This window comes from Salmonella sp. A7 (assembly GCF_020181675.1).
GTDB lineage: Bacteria > Pseudomonadota > Gammaproteobacteria > Enterobacterales > Enterobacteriaceae > Salmonella > Salmonella enterica.
This window is the reverse complement of record NZ_CP084001.1, coordinates 2,534,883-2,551,668: the sequence shown is the minus strand read 5'-3', so window position 1 is coordinate 2,551,668 and position 16,786 is coordinate 2,534,883. Positions and strand designations below refer to the sequence as shown.

The 16,786-nt window shown below is 49.4% G+C and carries 14 protein-coding genes and 1 other RNA gene; 4 read left to right on the top strand and 11 right to left on the bottom strand.

What is annotated here, in order from left to right:
• Positions 1 to 56: 56 nt before the first annotated feature.
• Both LCS67_RS12520 and LCS67_RS12515 read right to left on the bottom strand, forming a co-directional pair.
• Positions 57 to 992 carry an electron transfer flavoprotein subunit alpha gene (locus tag LCS67_RS12520; RefSeq protein WP_001015880.1) on the bottom strand — a complete coding sequence of 312 codons (936 nt, stop codon included), beginning with the start codon at positions 990 to 992 and terminating at the stop codon, positions 57 to 59.
• 21 nt (positions 993 to 1,013) lie between these two features.
• On the bottom strand, positions 1,014 to 1,778 hold the full coding sequence (locus tag LCS67_RS12515) for an electron transfer flavoprotein (protein WP_031565890.1): 765 nt from the start codon (positions 1,776 to 1,778) through the stop codon (positions 1,014 to 1,016).
• Between the two features lie 462 nt (positions 1,779 to 2,240).
• Between LCS67_RS12515 and LCS67_RS12510 the strand changes: the two genes are divergently transcribed.
• Positions 2,241 to 3,131 (top strand): AraC family transcriptional regulator, encoded by an 891-nt coding sequence (locus tag LCS67_RS12510; protein WP_000284832.1) that lies wholly within the window; start codon positions 2,241 to 2,243, stop codon positions 3,129 to 3,131.
• Between the two features lie 75 nt (positions 3,132 to 3,206).
• Here the strand turns inward: LCS67_RS12510 and LCS67_RS12505 are convergent, their stop codons facing one another.
• The 9 genes from LCS67_RS12505 to ydiK all read right to left on the bottom strand — a co-directional run bounded on the left by LCS67_RS12505 (position 3,207) and on the right by ydiK (position 12,743).
• Positions 3,207 to 4,358, bottom strand: a complete 1,152-nt coding sequence (locus LCS67_RS12505; RefSeq protein ID WP_000347819.1) for an acyl-CoA dehydrogenase — start codon at positions 4,356 to 4,358, stop codon at positions 3,207 to 3,209.
• A 13-nt stretch (positions 4,359 to 4,371) separates the two neighbouring features.
• A complete protein-coding gene (locus LCS67_RS12500) occupies positions 4,372 to 5,967 on the bottom strand; it encodes an acyl CoA:acetate/3-ketoacid CoA transferase (RefSeq protein WP_000773598.1) in 1,596 nt (531 codons plus the stop codon).
• 153 nt (positions 5,968 to 6,120) lie between these two features.
• Positions 6,121 to 6,879, bottom strand: a complete 759-nt coding sequence (gene aroD / locus LCS67_RS12495; protein WP_000860221.1) for a type I 3-dehydroquinate dehydratase — start codon at positions 6,877 to 6,879, stop codon at positions 6,121 to 6,123.
• A 44-nt stretch (positions 6,880 to 6,923) separates the two neighbouring features.
• The gene (ydiB, locus tag LCS67_RS12490) at positions 6,924 to 7,790 is read right to left on the bottom strand and encodes a quinate/shikimate dehydrogenase (RefSeq protein WP_000383488.1); all 867 of its coding nucleotides are present in this window, start codon (positions 7,788 to 7,790) and stop codon (positions 6,924 to 6,926) included.
• Between the two features lie 66 nt (positions 7,791 to 7,856).
• On the bottom strand, positions 7,857 to 9,092 hold the full coding sequence (locus LCS67_RS12485; RefSeq protein ID WP_000081215.1) for an MFS transporter: 1,236 nt from the start codon (positions 9,090 to 9,092) through the stop codon (positions 7,857 to 7,859).
• A gap of 363 nt (positions 9,093 to 9,455) precedes the next feature.
• Positions 9,456 to 10,667 (bottom strand): MFS transporter, encoded by a 1,212-nt coding sequence (locus LCS67_RS12480; protein ID WP_000797669.1) that lies wholly within the window; start codon positions 10,665 to 10,667, stop codon positions 9,456 to 9,458.
• Between the two features lie 140 nt (positions 10,668 to 10,807).
• Positions 10,808 to 11,167 carry a YdiL family protein gene (locus LCS67_RS12475; RefSeq protein ID WP_000980454.1) on the bottom strand — a complete coding sequence of 120 codons (360 nt, stop codon included), beginning with the start codon at positions 11,165 to 11,167 and terminating at the stop codon, positions 10,808 to 10,810.
• Between the two features lie 167 nt (positions 11,168 to 11,334).
• Positions 11,335 to 11,442, bottom strand: an RNA gene (gene rprA / locus LCS67_RS12470) — antisense sRNA RprA.
• A 182-nt stretch (positions 11,443 to 11,624) separates the two neighbouring features.
• Complete coding sequence (ydiK, locus tag LCS67_RS12465) at positions 11,625 to 12,743, bottom strand: AI-2E family transporter YdiK (protein WP_000248615.1); 1,119 nt, start codon at positions 12,741 to 12,743, stop codon at positions 11,625 to 11,627.
• A gap of 264 nt (positions 12,744 to 13,007) precedes the next feature.
• On the opposite strand from ydiK, the gene LCS67_RS12460 reads away from it, so the two are divergent.
• From LCS67_RS12460 to LCS67_RS12450, 3 genes are all read left to right on the top strand, one after another.
• Positions 13,008 to 16,064, top strand: coding sequence for an FAD-binding and (Fe-S)-binding domain-containing protein (locus tag LCS67_RS12460; RefSeq protein ID WP_000612907.1), 3,057 nt, complete (start codon positions 13,008 to 13,010; stop codon positions 16,062 to 16,064).
• Complete coding sequence (menI, locus tag LCS67_RS12455; protein ID WP_000637926.1) at positions 16,061 to 16,471, top strand: 1,4-dihydroxy-2-naphthoyl-CoA hydrolase; 411 nt, start codon at positions 16,061 to 16,063, stop codon at positions 16,469 to 16,471. Before LCS67_RS12460 ends, menI begins: the two co-directional genes overlap by 4 nt.
• Positions 16,472 to 16,569: 98 nt before the next feature.
• Positions 16,570 to 16,758: a YdiH family protein gene (locus LCS67_RS12450; RefSeq protein WP_001537749.1), complete on the top strand. Its 189-nt coding sequence runs from the start codon at positions 16,570 to 16,572 to the stop codon at positions 16,756 to 16,758.
• Positions 16,759 to 16,786 lie beyond the last annotated feature (28 nt).

The window sequence follows — 16,786 nt, the reverse complement described above, 5'->3', positions numbered from 1 at the left end:
GCTTTATGCTCCTTTCCCGCCGTATCGACGACGGGAGATGTGCGTTGAAAAAGGAATTAGCGGCTTAACTGGTCGATGAGGGCAGGAACAACCTTATAGATATCGCCCACCAGGCCATAATCGGCATAATTGAAAATGGGCGCGTTTTTATCTTTGTTAATTGCGACAATAATTTTTGCGCCGTTTCCACCCACCATATGTTGAATTTGGCCGGAAATGCCCAGCGTCAGATAGAGATCGGATTTCAACAGAACGCCGGATACGCCAATATAACGCTCGCGTTCCATCCAGTTTTCACCTTCCGCAATGGGGCGGGAACAGCCCACTTCTGCGCCGAGGACGGTCGCCAGTTTATGCACCATATCCAGATCGCTTTGCGCCGCGAGACCTCGTCCTACGCCGATGACCCGTTTGGCTTTGCTCAAATCGACGCTGCTTAACGATTTCGCGCGCCGCTGCTGGCACAATACCTCGTGGCGTGGGGCAATATATGCCAGCGTGGTCTGCGGGCAAGTATGACCGGGGAGAGGGGCGGCGGGTTCCAGCACGCCGGGTGCCAGCGTAATAATCGCCTGCGGACTGTTTAATTTCTCTTTGCCGAAAGCAAGTCCGCCGTACATGCGATGCTCTGCGTGTAGCGTCCCGTCGAGGAGGTCAATAGACGTCGCGTCGTTCACCATCACGGCGTCAAGCTGGATGCTCAGCCGGGCGCCCAGCGCTTTACAGCGCTTGGTCGCCGCCATGAGCAGCAGCCCATTTTGGTCGCCTAATAACGAGGCCAGCGTTTCGGCATAGTTTTCCACGCGCTGCAAATCCGTATGCGATTCAAGAATGACTATCTCATCAGCGCCAAGCGCTTTCACGTAGTCGATCTCCGTGTTTCCTTGCACGATGGCGTAAACTTTTTCTCCCCACTGCCGCGCGCCGGTCATTAATTCGGCATAACGCTCTACGTTATCGCTAAATACCCATACGTTAGCTAAATGATTCATGATAATTTTTCTCCGTTGGGCTTAGTTCAGGGATTTTTTCAAATGGTCGGCCAGTGCGGTGATGGCTTCCGGCGAATCGTTATCGAGAATGATATGCTTGCGTTCTGTCTGCGGCGGTACCGAGATGGCGACCAGTTCCGACATTGGCGTGGTTGGGGTCCAGTGGATATCGCTCGCCAGCCACGACGTAACGGCTTTTTTCCCGGCGCCGAGAATGGCTTTCATTGACGGGATGCGTGGAACGTTAATATCTGAGGTCACGCAAAGCACCGCGGGCAGCGTGAGCTCGATAATTTCAACGTCTTCTTCCAGTGTGCGTTCAACGATGATTTTGTCGCCGTCGCGTTGAATATGGCTTACTGCGTTGATGACGGGGAGTTTCAGGAGTTCGCCAGTCAGCAGGCCCACCTGTTGGGCATAAATATCGCCGGAGCCCTCTCCAAAGAGCAGCAGGTCAAAGCCGATTTTCTCCGCCGCGGATGCTAGCGCCAGCGCGGTTTCTTTGGGCAGGGCGTGCTCCAGCTGCGCATCCTGAACCATAAAAAGCGCATCTGGCCCGCGGGATAACACATCTTTGCGGACTTTTGAATTTTGTAACAGAGAGCCGCCGACGGTGAGCGCGGCGATCTCGTCGCCATCGCCAGCTAACTGCGCGGCGGCCTCAATTGCATTTAAATCAAACTGGCTGATTTTGGCCTCGGCACGATCAAAATTGAGCGAATGCTCCGGGGTCACGGTAATGTCCTGTTCTTCAGGCACCAACTTAAAGCAGGTTATTATTTTCATTGCATCTCCAGTGAGTCGCGTGCGGATAAGTAACGTAAATCTGACTGAAAATAGTCTGCGGCAGTCTGAAGAGGTTTACGATGGGTCAATCTGTTTTCCTTGCCAACAATCTTGCACAAAAAATCTGCGAACAGAGAATCGTTAGCAACCATCTGAAAAGGGCGTCATAAAAATATAAATACGGTAGTGAGAATAATAAGTGCGAAGCATATCATCATTTTTTAACATGAAACGTGCGATGTTGTTTCTGTGAGGTTAAAAGAAAACATCAAAGATATGTCGGCTATGTATTTTTGTCTGATAATACGCTATCGACAGGTAATCTGAGCTGTCTGCAAAAGAACATAATATCTTGCATTCGGAACGAATAATCTTGTTTTGCTGGTAATCTCCACGGTTGTACAACACTGACGCTCGCTTTATTTTATCCTGGTTATCTTTTTAAACCTGACAGAGGTTATTATGTATCAGCGCTGTTTTGACTCCGCCGCGGAGACGATTTTTGAACAGGACAAGACCCCTCGATTTTCACGTTTTGTCATTAGCGATGATCCAAACTGGGAGTCTGGCCATCATATGCATGATAATGAAACAGAGCTTATTTACGTCAAAAAAGGGATAGCCAGGCTAATTATTGACTCTTCACTCTACGTCGCGCATGCGGACGATATTGTCGTCGTTGAGCGGGGGCGGCTACACGCTGTAGCATCCGACAGCAATTCGCCGGCTACCACCTATACCTGTGCGCTGTATGGGTTTTGTTTTCCAGGTTGGGAAGAAAACCAACTATTGCAGAGTCATTCCTGTCCGGTGGTTTCCGTGGTTCAGGGGAAAGAGGTCATTAAAAGTATCTTTAATGAATTAAGCGTGTTACTTCCGCAGGGGAAAAACGTATTGGCTTCCTCTGTATACGATGCATTTGCTTACACTCTGACCGCACTTTACTATGAAAATTTTAAAAATGCCTATCGTTCTGAACAAGGCTACATTAAAAAAGATGTATTAATTAAGGATGTGCTTGTTTATCTCAATAATAATTATCGTGAAAAAATCACGCTTGACCAGCTATCGAAAAAATTTCGTGCCAGCGTCAGTTATATATGCCATGAATTTGCCAAAGAATATCATATATCCCCTATCAACTATGTTATTCAACGACGTATGACCGAGGCCAAGTTTGCGCTGACAAACACTGAGTCGCCACTGGCAGAAATTTCATGGCGGGTAGGATATGAAAATGTGGACCATTTTGCCAAATTGTTTATGCGGCATGTAGGATGTTCTCCCAACGATTATCGTAAGCAATTTAAAAATAGTCTGGTTGAGCAGGCGTATTTGCTGCCAAATACCTGACGGCGAAATATATCTGATTTATTCGGCCTGATGCCGTAAAGCAGTCAGGCCGAATAAGACGTTCCGGTACGATTCTTACTTGTTCTGATAGTCTTTCAGAATCTGGCGTCCTGCCACATAGATCATAATTTCATCCGTGCCGCCACCGATACGTTCGCAGCGAACATCGCGCCAGAAGCGGGAGACACGGGCTTCGTCAGTATAACCAAGCCCACCCATAATCTGAATCGCATCGTCAATCACTTCCATCGCTGTGCGTGCGCAGTACAGCTTAGCCAGCGCGGCGCTGGTACGCAGTGACTCTTCCCGATCGGCCTGCCAGGCGACTTTCAACACCATATTGCGCATGTTTTCGATTTTGATGGCCATTAACGCCAGCTTTTCCTGGATCATCTGGTTATGGCCGATGGGTTTACCAAAGGCGATACGCTGGTTGGCGTAACGGGCGGCATCTTCAAATGCGCATTCGGCGAAACCTGTACTGCGCGCCGCATTAATCAAACGCTCCATTTCAAAATTGTACATGACATTGAGGAAACCCATGCCTTCTTCACCGACCCGGTCGCTTTCGTCCACCTCGACATTATCGAGATAAACTTCGCATGTACTCAACATGTGCCAGCCAATTTTGTGCAGCGGATTAATCTTTATGCCCGGTTTATTTGAGTCCACCCACCAAAGCGTGAACGCTTTTTTAGGATCTTTTGGCTCCGTATCGCGCGCCAGAACCAGCATGTAAGGATATTCTTTTGCACCGGTGATAAATGTTTTTTGGCCGTTAAGATAAACCTTGCCGTTTTTACGCGTCCAGGTTGTTGTGGCGCTATTATTATCAGATCCCGCGCCAGGTTCTGTTAAAGCTAGCGCATATGCTGGATCGCCGGTGGCCAGAGTACTTTCTGCTGTTTTACGCAGTTGTTCTGCGGAACCAAAACGGCGCATACTGTGAATGCATTGGCCGTTGGTAATCAAAAAGGCCGGAGCGCCGCATTTTGAGATTTCCATCAGCGCCAGCATTTGCGTTACATAGTCAGCCGGAATGCCGCCGAATTCTTCCGGGACGCCCAGCATCGAAATACCGTTTTCCGCCAGCGCCTGCATAAATTCTTTGGGATAGGTGCCCGTTTGATCGCAGGTACGGAAATACTCTTCCGGAAAATTGCTGGTGATTAACTCGCGAATACTGGCCAGTAATAGTTCTTGTTCTTCAGTTAATGAAAAATCCATATTTGTACTCCTTTTAATGTGTTGCGTCAGGAAGCGTGAATCCCATAGTGCTATCGGTAAATAATCTTGTGTCCATCAGTTTTAAATCTGGTGAGATAACCGGTGAAAAATCCATCTTGTCAAGAATATCCCGCTGCAGATCGACGCCAGGCGCAATTTCAATTAAATGCAGGCCATCTTGTTTGAGAGTGAAAACCGCACGTTCAGTGATGTAACGCACGTCTAACCCGCGCTCAAGCGCAATTTTTCCACTGAACGTAATTTCCGGCAGTTCGCTGACGAATTTTTTCACGCGACCTTCCTGCAGAATATTTAATTTGCCATCGGTAATTTCAGTTTTTAAACTTCCGGCCGTCAGAGTTCCGCAGAAAATAATTTTTTGCGACGTTGCGCTAATATCGATAAACCCGCCGGTGCCCATAATTTTGCCGTTGAATTTATGTACACCGACATTACCGTGTTGATCCACTTCGGCAAAACTTAAATAGCAGACATCGAGCCCACCGCCGTGATAAAAATCAAATTGTGAGGTCATATCGAGGATCGCTCGGGTATTGACATTGGCGCCGAAGGCCACGCCCTGAGAGGTAATACCGCCCACCGGGCCAGTTTCTACGGTCAGCACGAAGTCATCGGCGCAGCCTTCCTCGCGAGCGACCAGACCAATACCGTCGGCAATGCCTACGCCCACATTGCCTACCGCGCCTTTACGCATTTCAAACAGCGCGCGTCGGGCTACCAGCTTGCGCTGATTAAGGGGCAGGGTAAGCTGGGTACTATCATCAAGAGTAAAATCCCCGGAGATAAATCGGTTCACCGGCGCGCCGCCATAGAGTTGCGTCTGGTCGGCGTCGACAACCACAATATCCACCAGATAGCCGGGAATACGCACGGATTTTGGATGCAGCGTGGCTTTTTTTACCATTTTCTGCACCTGCATCATTACAATACCGCCATTATTGTGAACGGCCTGGGCGATCACCAGCGCATCAAGATACATCACCTCATCTTCAAATGATGCATAGCCTTCGCTGTCGCAGGTGGTGGCGCGGATAAAAGCCACATTAGGCGCTATCGCTTTATAATAGAGATATTCTTTATTATCGATCTCTACCAGCTTAATGAGATCTTCTTTAGTCACGTCGTTTAATTTTCCGCCCTGTTGGCGAGGGTCGACAAAGGTACCAATACCAATATCGCTCAGAATACCCGGCTGGTGTGCGGCGCTGGCGCGCAGTGTCTGGGTTAATACGCCTTGTGGGTAGTTATAGGCGGCGATTTTATTTTGTTCAGCCAGTTCAGAAATACGGGGAGATTGCCCCCAATGTCCGCATAGCGCCCATTTTACCAGCCCCTCCTGCGCCAGCGGGCTGATGCCGCGATCGGCGCGGTCACCTAATCCGGTGGGGCTAATAATAGATAAATCTCGTGGTGACTGGGTTGTTTGATATTTATCTGCCAGTGCGGTAATTAATGTTGTCGCTTCGAGAATACCGCCGCCTGCGCCCAGAATACATAAAGTGGCCTCGTCCGGGATATAATTTACTGCTTCTTGTGCAGAGAGCACGGGAACGCGGCCATTAATGCGTGATGGCTTATTGAGTTTCATATTTACTCCACTATTATCCCTGAAAGCAATATCGATATAACCGTGTTAAGGTAATAAAGACAGCGGCTTTCAATGAATATGGAACATATTCATATCAGATAACTATTTATTTTATTGTGGCAGAAAGAGAATATTCCGCCACACGATAAAGTATTACGCCTGGTGCAATATAGTTAATACGGTACGCAGATCGGCTACCGATATTTGTCCCGGCGCAGATGCTTTTTTCACCGCGCCAAACGTTGCTGCAGAACCGAACACTTCGCCGGCAAGACGAGATATTACCCCGGTTTTCGACATCGACATGGTAATAATCGGACGATCCGCATAGCGCTCCTGCATTTCTACAGTGGCGGTAAGTAAGGTCAGGACATCGGCTTTAGTCTGTGGCATGACGGCGATCTTCGGAATATCGGCGCCCAGTTCCTGCATTTTACGCAGACGCTGAACAATCTCTTCCGCTGCGGGCGTTTTATGAAAATCATGGTTAGACATGATCACCGCAACATTGTGTTGATGAGCATAGCCGACGGTGGCTTTCACCTCATCGTCGCCGGTAAAAAGCTCAAGATCGATCATATCGACCAGACCGCTGTCAACCGCTGCACGATTCAGAGCGATATACTGTTCGGTGGTTAGTGCCTGTTCGCCGCCTTCTTTCGCGCTGCGGAAGGTAAATAGCAAGGGTTTATCGGTAATAATCTCCCGGATGGCGCCGGCGGCCTCAAGTACGCTTTCCGCCGTTGTCACGTTGGCAAAATGGTCAACGCGCCACTCCAGAATATCGAAATCCGCTTCACGGTAGGCGAGTGCTTCCGATTTCACATCGGTAATGGTTTTTCCCATTAGCGACACAATGATCTTTGGCGCGCCTTCGCCAACCACGAGATCTCTTACAGTTACGGTTTTCATTTGGTACCCTTCATTGTCATTCGTCGCAATTATAATTTTACCGGTCAGGCTGTGAATCCCATCACCTGCTTCACATAGTCCAATGGAAATGCTTTTCCTGTCCACAGTTCAAACTGTTCGGCTCCTTGCCATAACAACATGCCGTAACCATCAATTGTTTTGCAACCAGCTTGTTGCGCCTGCTGCAATAACTTTGTCATATGCGGATTATAAACACATTCGGTGACCAGCAATTCAGGGCGGAGCAGGGAAACATCGCCGATCAGGGATTCGTTCTCCAATGGTTTCATGCCAACTTTGGTGCCGTTCGTCAGAATATCTGCGCTGGCAAGCGCTTCAGTAAAAGCGTGCTGATCGGCAAGATCGGTGACGGTAACGACGCAATCGGTGTTTTCATTCACCCGCTTCGCAAAGGCAACCGCTTTTTCGAAAAAGTCATCTTTACGGTTAAACAGTTTAATTTCCTTAATGCCTTCAATGGCTGCCTGGGCGCCAATGGCGGTAGCCGCGCCTCCCGCGCCGAGCAGCACCATGGTTTTTCCCCGAATATCGAAACCACTTTCTTTAATTGCCCGAATATGGCCCGTACCATCCGTGTTGTAGCCGCGTAGATAGCCGTCATCGTTAACAATGGTGTTGATAGCGCCAACCAGTTTTGCTGCTGGCGTTAATTCATCGACATACTCACACGCGAGCTGTTTGTTTGGCATGGAGACGCCCGTACCGCGCATTTTTAATGCTTTCAGTCCTTCAATGGCGCTGGCAAACGTCGTGTTATCCACTTCGAAAGCCATATAGGTATACGGTAGCCCCGCTTTTTCTAACGCTTTGTTTTGCATTTCGGGCGATAAGCTATGACGGATAGGATACGCCATAAGACCAATTAATTCATATTTTGCGGTAACATCCATTTTATACTCCTTAATAAGTGGACAGTGCAGAGCAGGGCGCATGCCTGTTGCGCATAGTTAACATTTTTACTGGAAATAACGCTCGCCAAATCGGACATCGTTTTGCGGGATCTTAAATACGCGATAATAGCGAATAAATACAATAATGGCGGTGATAAATGTCAGTAGTGCAAAGGCAAAATCTAACAAAATGATATATTGCAGGCCAATAGTAGAGAGATAACCGGTAATCAGTGGGATAAGAAAGTTAGCTACGCCCCCCATCATCATATATATACTGGTGACTTTAGCTTTACTCTTAGGGAAAAATTCCGACATTACCGATACGCCTAATTGTAAAATACCTCCAGCAGCGGAAAAACCAATCACGAAGGCGCCAGCATTACAGATCAGTGGAGAGGGATACAGGTAAATTGCCGCAGCGGTGAGTGTCGCCAGCCCGGCATTGAAAACATTGGCCCAGATGGGGCGAACCATTTTTTTCAGCAATGCGGCAAAAATAAACACGCAAACCAACGATCCCATACTGTAATAAGAGATGGTTTTCAGCGCGTCGGATTCCACCATTCCGGCGAAGGCCATCGCATATTTAGGCATCCAGACCACAATCACATAGAAGGTTGAGAACGCGGCGACGCCAAATAAAACGGAAGCTACGCCTTCCAGCCAGACGAGGGGAGTACTGTTCATCTGGGGTAATTCCTTCGCAATACTGGCATCGACAAGTTGGCTGGGAAAGCGGCTTTTCAACAGCATCAACGTGATGAGGACGAAAAGGATACCGGGGATTACCACCGCGTAGCCGTACCAGATATGGTTGACTAACAAGGCGCTGACAATAAGGGGATAAATCATTTGCCCAAAAGAGACCATCGCTTTAACCAGAATAACTGCCGAGCCCGATGCTTTGGGAAAACACTCCATTAATGCAGGGTATCCGCCGGTATCCAGCGCGGAGTTCGCCACGCCGACACACACCGCTAATATGAAAGCGATCATCAGGTTAGGACTGGCGGGAATACCGAAGAAAAACAGCATATATAGTACGGCGCCAAGCAGTATTATTGCCCGACGGCCAAATTTATCGGACAGTACGCCAAAGAATAAAATACTGACCAGACGGCCAAGACCAATGCCAGAGATTAAATAGGCGATACCGGCACTATCCGTGGAGAATTTCTGTGCAAGGGAGGTCATGTTCTGGGCTAGTGTAATAACACTCATGCCGTGGAGAAAGTAACTAAAATAAATGCAGATAACAGCCAGCAAATATGGCATGTTGCGAGCCTTGTTCTGAGACATTTGTTCACAGCTCCTTGCTGATGGTTTGATTCAATGTCCTGCTTATTACTGCTTTACTACATGCAGCGATTGTTCAGTAACACTATAAGTCGGTACTGTCGTTATATGTACATAACATGGCGTTTAAAATGCCAGGTTTATTGCATTGATAGCATTTCATTTGTTAGTCAGGAAATATAAAAATTGCTGCGAATTTGTTGTTTAACACATATAACTCGTGATGCTCATCGCAATTTTTCTGATAAGTGTGAAGATAATGAATAATAATTAACACGAAAATTACATTTTTTGTTTCCCGGTGATAATGGCTAACGTTTTATTTTGCATAGCAAGGCAATAATATTGCAGTTGGCACGCTAACATTTATTGCGCAGTTGACGCTGCTTCAGCGTGATGTTGTGATTCAGCCCGACTTCGGTAACCGATGAACAGTGCGAGGAGAAATCCCGCTGCGGCGATACCGGTATCAAACCACATAATATGTGCAATGCTCATTTCTGAAATCCGCGCTGTGATCAACGGAATAGTGAACGTCGCGATACTGCCGGCGCTGTAATAAATGCCGGTCGCTTTACCTTTCTCCTGTGGAAAACGGGCCGCCATCAGCGTCAGGCCGATTTGTACTACGCCACCGGCGGAAGAGAATCCAATGACGAATGCGAAGATCATAACAACATAGGCCTGAGGATGCAGGCAGACCGTCAGAAGCGCAATAAAAGAGATAAAGGTATAAAACATCAATAATGTGGTAGAGCGAATTGTTTTTCTGACCAGCGGGGCAGTAATAAAAACGCACAGTAGCGATCCGCAGGTATAAATACTTAACAGTTTGATGGATTGAGTATACGACATTCCTGCGACGAACTGTCCATACTGCGCCAGCCACTGGCTGATAAGATAAAAGGTTGCCATCGAGATATAGCCATAAAGGGTGTAGCTGATAAGATCGATGAGGGAGCAATGATGTACGCCTGTGACAGGCGCTTGCGAGATTTTGGGCTTCAATATCCGACCAGGATAGGGTGGAAAAGGGCAGCGTAATAAAAACAGAGCATTAATAAGCATGATCGCCCCGGCAAGCAGGAAGGACCAGCCAAACCACATATTAGCCCAGACTAATAAGCTGATAATAATGGGCAACAAGAATTGCCCGCCAGAGACAAATGCTTTGATCAGAATATTTGCCGTACTGGGGGAGCGAGGGAAGGCTTCCATCAAACTGGGATAGGTACCTGCATCCAAAAAACTATTGGCCATACCCGCTAAAAAGCCACAGGCATAAGCGACAAAAATCGTCTGAGCATAAAGAATGCCAATGAAAAAAATCAGGTAACAGGCGGTCCCCAGAATGATAAAAGGACGGCGACCAAAGCGATCGGAAAGCATACCGGCGATTAACAAAACGCTTAGCCGGCCAATACCAAGCGAAGAGATCACAATAGATACGCCTGCGGCACTGGTATGCCATTGCTGTTCAAGCGATGACATGTTCAGGCTCATCAGGATAACCCCCATGCCATGTACAAAGTAATTAAAATACAACCCTACAGCGGTAGGGAAATAACGATTTTTCATATTATCTGACTCAGAGATGCCGCCTGAACGTTACAGTGGTATACACAGGCAGGAAGCATATTGGATAGGGTGACAAGTCAATGTCGTGATTGTGTGGTTTTCTATCCGGTATCAATACGATGCGGCGATAAAGTTTACGTCTAACACAGCCGCTCCAGATCATGTGCGAAAAGTTCGGCAGCAACAGATTGATAAATTTTCCACTCGATAAAATCACCCTCTGTATAAATGGACTGAAAAGAAGATAAATCAGGGAAGTAACGCATTGTATTATTGCCGATGCGGTTATTTATTTTGTCAACAATGGCGTTAATTCGTCGCTGTCTCTTGGCTTTCATTTCCTTTAACCTGGCAATGATTTCTGGAGAGATGGGAGTGTCGCCAGCTTCCCATCGTTGCCAGGTTGCCGAATTATTATCCTGGGTGATATAGATTGTGCATTCTTCAATCGTCATATCAAAAATACGCCGTAGTGCTTGTAGTTCTAACGCGTTCATCATTTTTTAGGCTTTTATATGAAAAAAGTGATGCTATAAATAGCACCACCGACACCGTTTCGACTTGAACAGAATCACACTATTTTGTGCAATATTATTTGTTCGTTGCAGATATCGCGGTGTTGAAGGGAAACGGGAGCTGGCTTATGTAACAATGCAGCGAAAAAAGTTAAAAAAAAAGCCCATCGTAGGAGACGGGCAAAGACTACACACAGCAATTCGTTGTTTCACTCAGGGGATTTCCATGCTTATAAATCAATGTGTTGATTTATAACCGTGTGCTAATAGTAGGCATGAGCACTTTTTGCGTCGATCAGATTCGTCTCAATAGTTTAAAAACTGTAACGGATTTGCGACAAAAATGAGATGCGGCGGGGAACAGACCGGCGAATCAAAATGGGGTGTGCGTTGAATTGATAAACGTCGCTAAAGCATCGGGCGGCAATGCCGCCCGACGGGATTATGACTGCTTGTTGGCTTCCTCGATATCATCCAACTCTTCAAGGATCTCCTCTGGTTCATTCGTCGGCGCCGGAACTTCATGTACCCATGCGGAGAACAAACGCCAGGTCACGGCCAGAAGCACCGGTCCAATAAACAGACCAATCATACCGAATGCAATCAGGCCGCCGATTACCCCGGAAAGGATCAGAAGCAGCGGTAAATCGGCGCCCATGCGGATGAGTACCGGGCGAATCACGTTATCCAGAGTGCCGACGACGGCGCTCCAAACCAGCAGCACGGTGCCCCAGGTGGTGTCGCCTGTCCAGTAAAGCCAGATAATGGCTGGAATCAATACCGGCAACGGCCCCAACTGAACCAGACACGAAAGGATCATCACTACCGTCAACAGGGTAGCGTAAGGCACGCCGGAAATCGCCAGCCCGACGCCGCCAAGTACCGCCTGTACCAGCGCGGTGACCACCACGCCAAGCGCCACGGCGCGGATCGCCTGGGCAGCCAGCAGAACCGCCGCATCGCCGCGTTTAGCCGCGAGACGACAGGCAAAATGGCGTATACCCATCGCCACTTGTTCGCCGCGCCAGTAAAGTAGGGCGCTAAACAACAGCATCAGGGCGCAGTGCATCATAAAGCGTCCGATATGCGCCGCCTGACCGACAAACCAGGTCGTGGTTGTGCCGATATAAGGCCGCACTTTCGCCATAATAGCGCTACCGCCCATATCCAGCAGGCTATGCCATCCGGCATACAGTTTGGCGCCAACTAACGGAATATTATTTAACCATGCCAGATCGGGTAGCGTCATATCGCCGCCGGTCACTGCATGGATGAGCGGGCCGCTACCATCGACAATGCTGTTCACCAGCAAGGCGACGGGAATAACGAAGAGCAGCACTAACAGCAGCGTCATGACCAATACGGCAAGCGAGCGGCGGCCCCACAATATTTTTTGTAATTTCAGCAAAACGGGCCAGGTCGCGATAACAATCGTACCTGCCCATGCAAACCCCAAAATAAAAGGCTGTACTATCCACAAACAGGCCACAATCATGATGGCTAAAAACAGCACCGATAGCAGCACTTGCGCAATATCCCTGGGCTGACGAACATTTACCATAAATACTTTTCACCTTTGTCTTTGCGCCAGAACGTTGGCGCGACGTGAACATGCAAACCACACCCTATAATGATGAGCAATTTCAGCGGTTTTTAACAGGCCGATTCTGCATGTAATTCTGTTGGGCGCACAGGAAAAAAATGTGATACAACAAATAACGCAACACGCAAACGATTAAGCATCCCTTCCTGTGCGTAGACCGCTCGCGCTCGCCGGGTTGGGCGCCACCGTTCACAACATAGACCGCAGGAAAAGGTCAATATAATGATTCCACAAATTTCTCAGGCACCCGGCGTCGTTCAGCTGGTGCTCAATTTTTTGCAGGCGCTGGAGCAGCAAGGGTTTACGGGCGATACGGCAACCAGCTATGCCGACCGTCTGACAATGTCGACCGATAACAGTATCTACCAGCTTCTTCCCGATGCTGTTGTGTTTCCCCGTTCTACGGCGGATGTCGCGCTTCTTGCCCGTCTGGCGGCGGAGCCGCGCTTTACGTCGCTGATATTTACCCCTCGAGGCGGCGGTACTGGCACGAATGGCCAGGCGCTAAACCAGGGCATTATTGTTGATATGTCCCGCTATATGAACCGCATTATTGAAATTAATCCTGAAGAGGGATGGGTGCGGGTAGAGGCGGGGGTGATAAAAGATCAGCTTAATCAGGCGTTAAAGCCGTATGGCTATTTTTTTGCGCCGGAACTTTCCACCAGTAATCGCGCCACGCTTGGCGGTATGATTAATACCGATGCCTCTGGTCAGGGTTCGCTGGTCTATGGAAAAACGTCAGATCACGTCTTAGGCATACGGGCCGTATTGTTGGGGGGCGATATCCTTGACACGCAATCGATGCCCGTAGAGCTTGCCCGGACGCTGGGTGAAAACACGACGATGCCAGGCCGCATCTATCAGACCGTCTATCAGTCCTGCCTGGAAAACCGTCAACTTATCCTCGATAGCTTTCCAAAGCTCAATCGCTTCCTGACAGGCTACGATTTACGCCACGTCTTTAACGATGACATGACCCGCTTCGATCTTACCCGCATCTTAACGGGGTCGGAAGGGACGCTGGCGTTTATTACTGAAGCCCGGCTGGATATTACCCCGATACCCAAAGTCCGCCGTCTGGTGAATGTAAAATACGACTCCTTTGATTCCGCGCTGCGTAACGCCCCTTTTATGGTTGATGCGCGCGCCTTATCCGTCGAGACGGTCGATTCCAAAGTCCTTAACCTCGCGCGGGAAGATATTGTCTGGCACTCCGTTAGCGAATTGATTACCGATGTGCCGGATAAAGAGATGCTTGGCCTGAATATCGTGGAATTCGCGGGTGACGATGAAGCGCTTATTGACGGGCAGGTCGAGGCGCTGTGCCACCGGCTGGATGGCCTGATGGCGCGTGCGGAAGCGGGCGTGATCGGCTGGCAACTTTGTACCGATTTGACGGGTATTGAGCGTATTTACGCGATGCGTAAAAAAGCGGTAGGGCTGCTGGGTAATGCGAAAGGCGCAGCCAAACCGATTCCTTTTGCGGAAGATACCTGCGTGCCGCCTGAACATCTGGCCGATTACATCGCCGAATTTCGCGCCCTGCTGGATGGTCATGGCTTAAGTTACGGCATGTTCGGCCACGTGGATGCCGGGGTGCTGCATGTGCGTCCGGCGCTGGATATGTGCGATCCGCAGCAGGAACTGTTGATGAAACAGATCTCCGATGAGGTCGTCGCGCTGACCGCCAGATACGGCGGGCTGTTGTGGGGCGAGCATGGAAAAGGTTTTCGTGCGGAATACAGCCCGGCCTTTTTCGGCGAAGTCCTGTATGGCGAGCTGCGCAAAATAAAAGCGGCTTTTGATCCGCATAATCGACTTAACCCGGGTAAAATCTGTCCACCGCAGGGGATAGAGGCGCCGATGATGAAGGTGGATGCGGTAAAACGCGGCACATGGGATCGGCAAATCCCGCTGGCGGTACGGCAGACCTGGCGCGGCGCTATGGAGTGTAATGGTAACGGCCTGTGCTTTAATTTCGATGCGAAAAGCCCAATGTGCCCGTCGATGAAAATTAGCCTTAACCGGATCCACTCGCCGAAAGGGCGGGCGACGCTGGTGCGGGAATGGCTCCGTCTATTGGCCGATCGCGGCGTCGATCCGTTGAAGCTGGAAAAGGAGCTGCCGGAAAAACGCGCCAGCTTGCGCACGCTGATTGCTCGCACCCGGAATAGTTGGCACAAACGCAAAGGCGAGTATGATTTTTCCCATGAAGTTAAAGAGGCCATGTCCGGCTGTCTGGCATGTAAAGCCTGTACGACCCAGTGTCCGATTAAAATCGATGTTCCGGAGTTTCGTTCACGTTTCTTACAGCTTTACCATACGCGTTATCTGCGCCCGGTACGCGATCATCTGGTGGCGACGGTCGAGACCTACGCGCCGCTGATGGCGCGTGCGCCAAAGACCTTTAACTTTTTTATTAACCAACCGATGGTTCGCAATCTGGCGAAAAAACATATCGGTATGGTGGATTTACCTCTGCTTTCTGCCCCTTCATTGCAACAGCAACTGGTGGGCCATCCGTCCGCTAATATGACGCTTGAGCAACTGGAGCGCATGAGCGCCGAGCAAAAAGCGAAAACGGTACTGGTGGTTCAGGACCCGTTTACCAGCTACTACGACGCCCGGGTCGTAGCGGACTTTATCCGCCTGGCGGAAAAACTGGGCAGGAGGCCGGTATTGTTACCGTTCTCGCCGAATGGTAAGGCGCAGCATATTAAAGGTTTTCTTAATCGCTTTGCGAAAACGGCGAAAAAAACCTCTGAGTTCCTTAATCGGATCGCCGCGTTGGGGATGCCGATGGTGGGCGTCGATCCGGCGCTGGTACTGTGTTATCGCGACGAATACAAACTGGCGCTGGGCGAACAGCGCGGCGATTTTCATGTGTTGTTGGTGAATGAATGGTTGGCGCAGGAAATAAATGCAAGACTGTCCGTCGAGGTGAGCGGCGAACCGTGGTACTTTTTTGGTCATTGTACGGAAGTCACGGCGTTACCCGGCGCGCCTGCGCAGTGGGCCGCCATCTTTGCCCATTTTGGCGCGAAGCTGGAAAATGTCAGCGTAGGCTGCTGCGGTATGGCGGGCACTTATGGACATGAACTCACCAATCATAAAAATTCGCTGGGAATTTATGAGCTATCCTGGCATCAGGCGATGCAACGTCTACCGCGAAACCGTTGCCTGGCAACCGGCTATTCCTGCCGAAGCCAGGTTAAACGCATTGAAGGTACGGGCGTGCGTCACCCGTTGCAGGCATTACTGGAGATTATAGGTTGATCTGGAAACGTGAAGTGACCCTCGATGCGCTTAATGCGATGGGGGAAGGGAATATGGTTGGCCTGCTTGATATCCGCTTTGAGCATATTGGGGACGATACGCTGGAAGCGACAATGCCCGTCGATCATCGCACCAAACAGCCGTTCGGCTTGCTGCATGGCGGAGCGTCTGTGGTGCTGGCGGAAAGTATCGGCTCGGTCGCAGGCTATCTGTGTACGCAGGGGGAGCAAAAGGTGGTGGGGCTGGAGGTGAATGCCAACCATGTACGGTCGGCGCGTCAGGGGCGCGTACGAGGCGTCTGTAAAGCGTTGCATACCGGGGCTCGCCATCAGGTCTGGCAGATAGAGATCTTTGATGAACAGGGACGTCTGTGCTGTTCTTCGCGCCTTACTACGGCGATTGTGTGACGTTGTCACCATAAAAGTGTGATGCATATTGCTTTTGGTCAAAATGTGCGCAGAAAAAGGTGATATACTGTGCACGTTTACACATAAGCGAGGATGATATGTCTACTGATTTAGACCCAACCCAACTGGCGATTGAATTTTTACGCCGTGATAAAACCGAACTTTCTCCCGCGCAGTATTTGAAGCGTTTAAAACAGCTGGAGTTAGAGTTTGCCGATCTCCTCACCCTCTCTGCAACCGAACTGAAAGAAGAGATCTATTTCGCCTGGCGGTTGGGCGTGCATTAATAAAGTCGGTGTAGGCCGGATAAGGCGT

Bases quoted from the DNA above. Each gene is read 5' to 3' on its own strand.
- LCS67_RS12475 (WP_000980454.1), bottom strand. From the start codon at position 11,167: ATGATGAACGCGTTAGAACTACAAGCACTACGGCGTATTTTTGATATG.
- aroD (WP_000860221.1), bottom strand. From the start codon at position 6,879: ATGAAAACCGTAACTGTAAGAGATCTCGTGGTTGGCGAAGGCGCGCCA.
- LCS67_RS12485 (WP_000081215.1), bottom strand. From the start codon at position 9,092: ATGTCTCAGAACAAGGCTCGCAACATGCCATATTTGCTGGCTGTTATC.
- ydiK (WP_000248615.1), bottom strand. From the start codon at position 12,743: ATGGTAAATGTTCGTCAGCCCAGGGATATTGCGCAAGTGCTGCTATCG.
- LCS67_RS12520 (WP_001015880.1), bottom strand. From the start codon at position 992: ATGAATCATTTAGCTAACGTATGGGTATTTAGCGATAACGTAGAGCGT.
- LCS67_RS12500 (WP_000773598.1), bottom strand. From the start codon at position 5,967: ATGAAACTCAATAAGCCATCACGCATTAATGGCCGCGTTCCCGTGCTC.
- LCS67_RS12480 (WP_000797669.1), bottom strand. From the start codon at position 10,667: ATGAAAAATCGTTATTTCCCTACCGCTGTAGGGTTGTATTTTAATTAC.
- LCS67_RS12505 (WP_000347819.1), bottom strand. From the start codon at position 4,358: ATGGATTTTTCATTAACTGAAGAACAAGAACTATTACTGGCCAGTATT.
- LCS67_RS12450 (WP_001537749.1), top strand. From the start codon at position 16,570: ATGTCTACTGATTTAGACCCAACCCAACTGGCGATTGAATTTTTACGC.
- LCS67_RS12510 (WP_000284832.1), top strand. From the start codon at position 2,241: ATGTATCAGCGCTGTTTTGACTCCGCCGCGGAGACGATTTTTGAACAG.
- LCS67_RS12515 (WP_031565890.1), bottom strand. From the start codon at position 1,778: ATGAAAATAATAACCTGCTTTAAGTTGGTGCCTGAAGAACAGGACATT.
- LCS67_RS12460 (WP_000612907.1), top strand. From the start codon at position 13,008: ATGATTCCACAAATTTCTCAGGCACCCGGCGTCGTTCAGCTGGTGCTC.
- ydiB (WP_000383488.1), bottom strand. From the start codon at position 7,790: ATGGATGTTACCGCAAAATATGAATTAATTGGTCTTATGGCGTATCCT.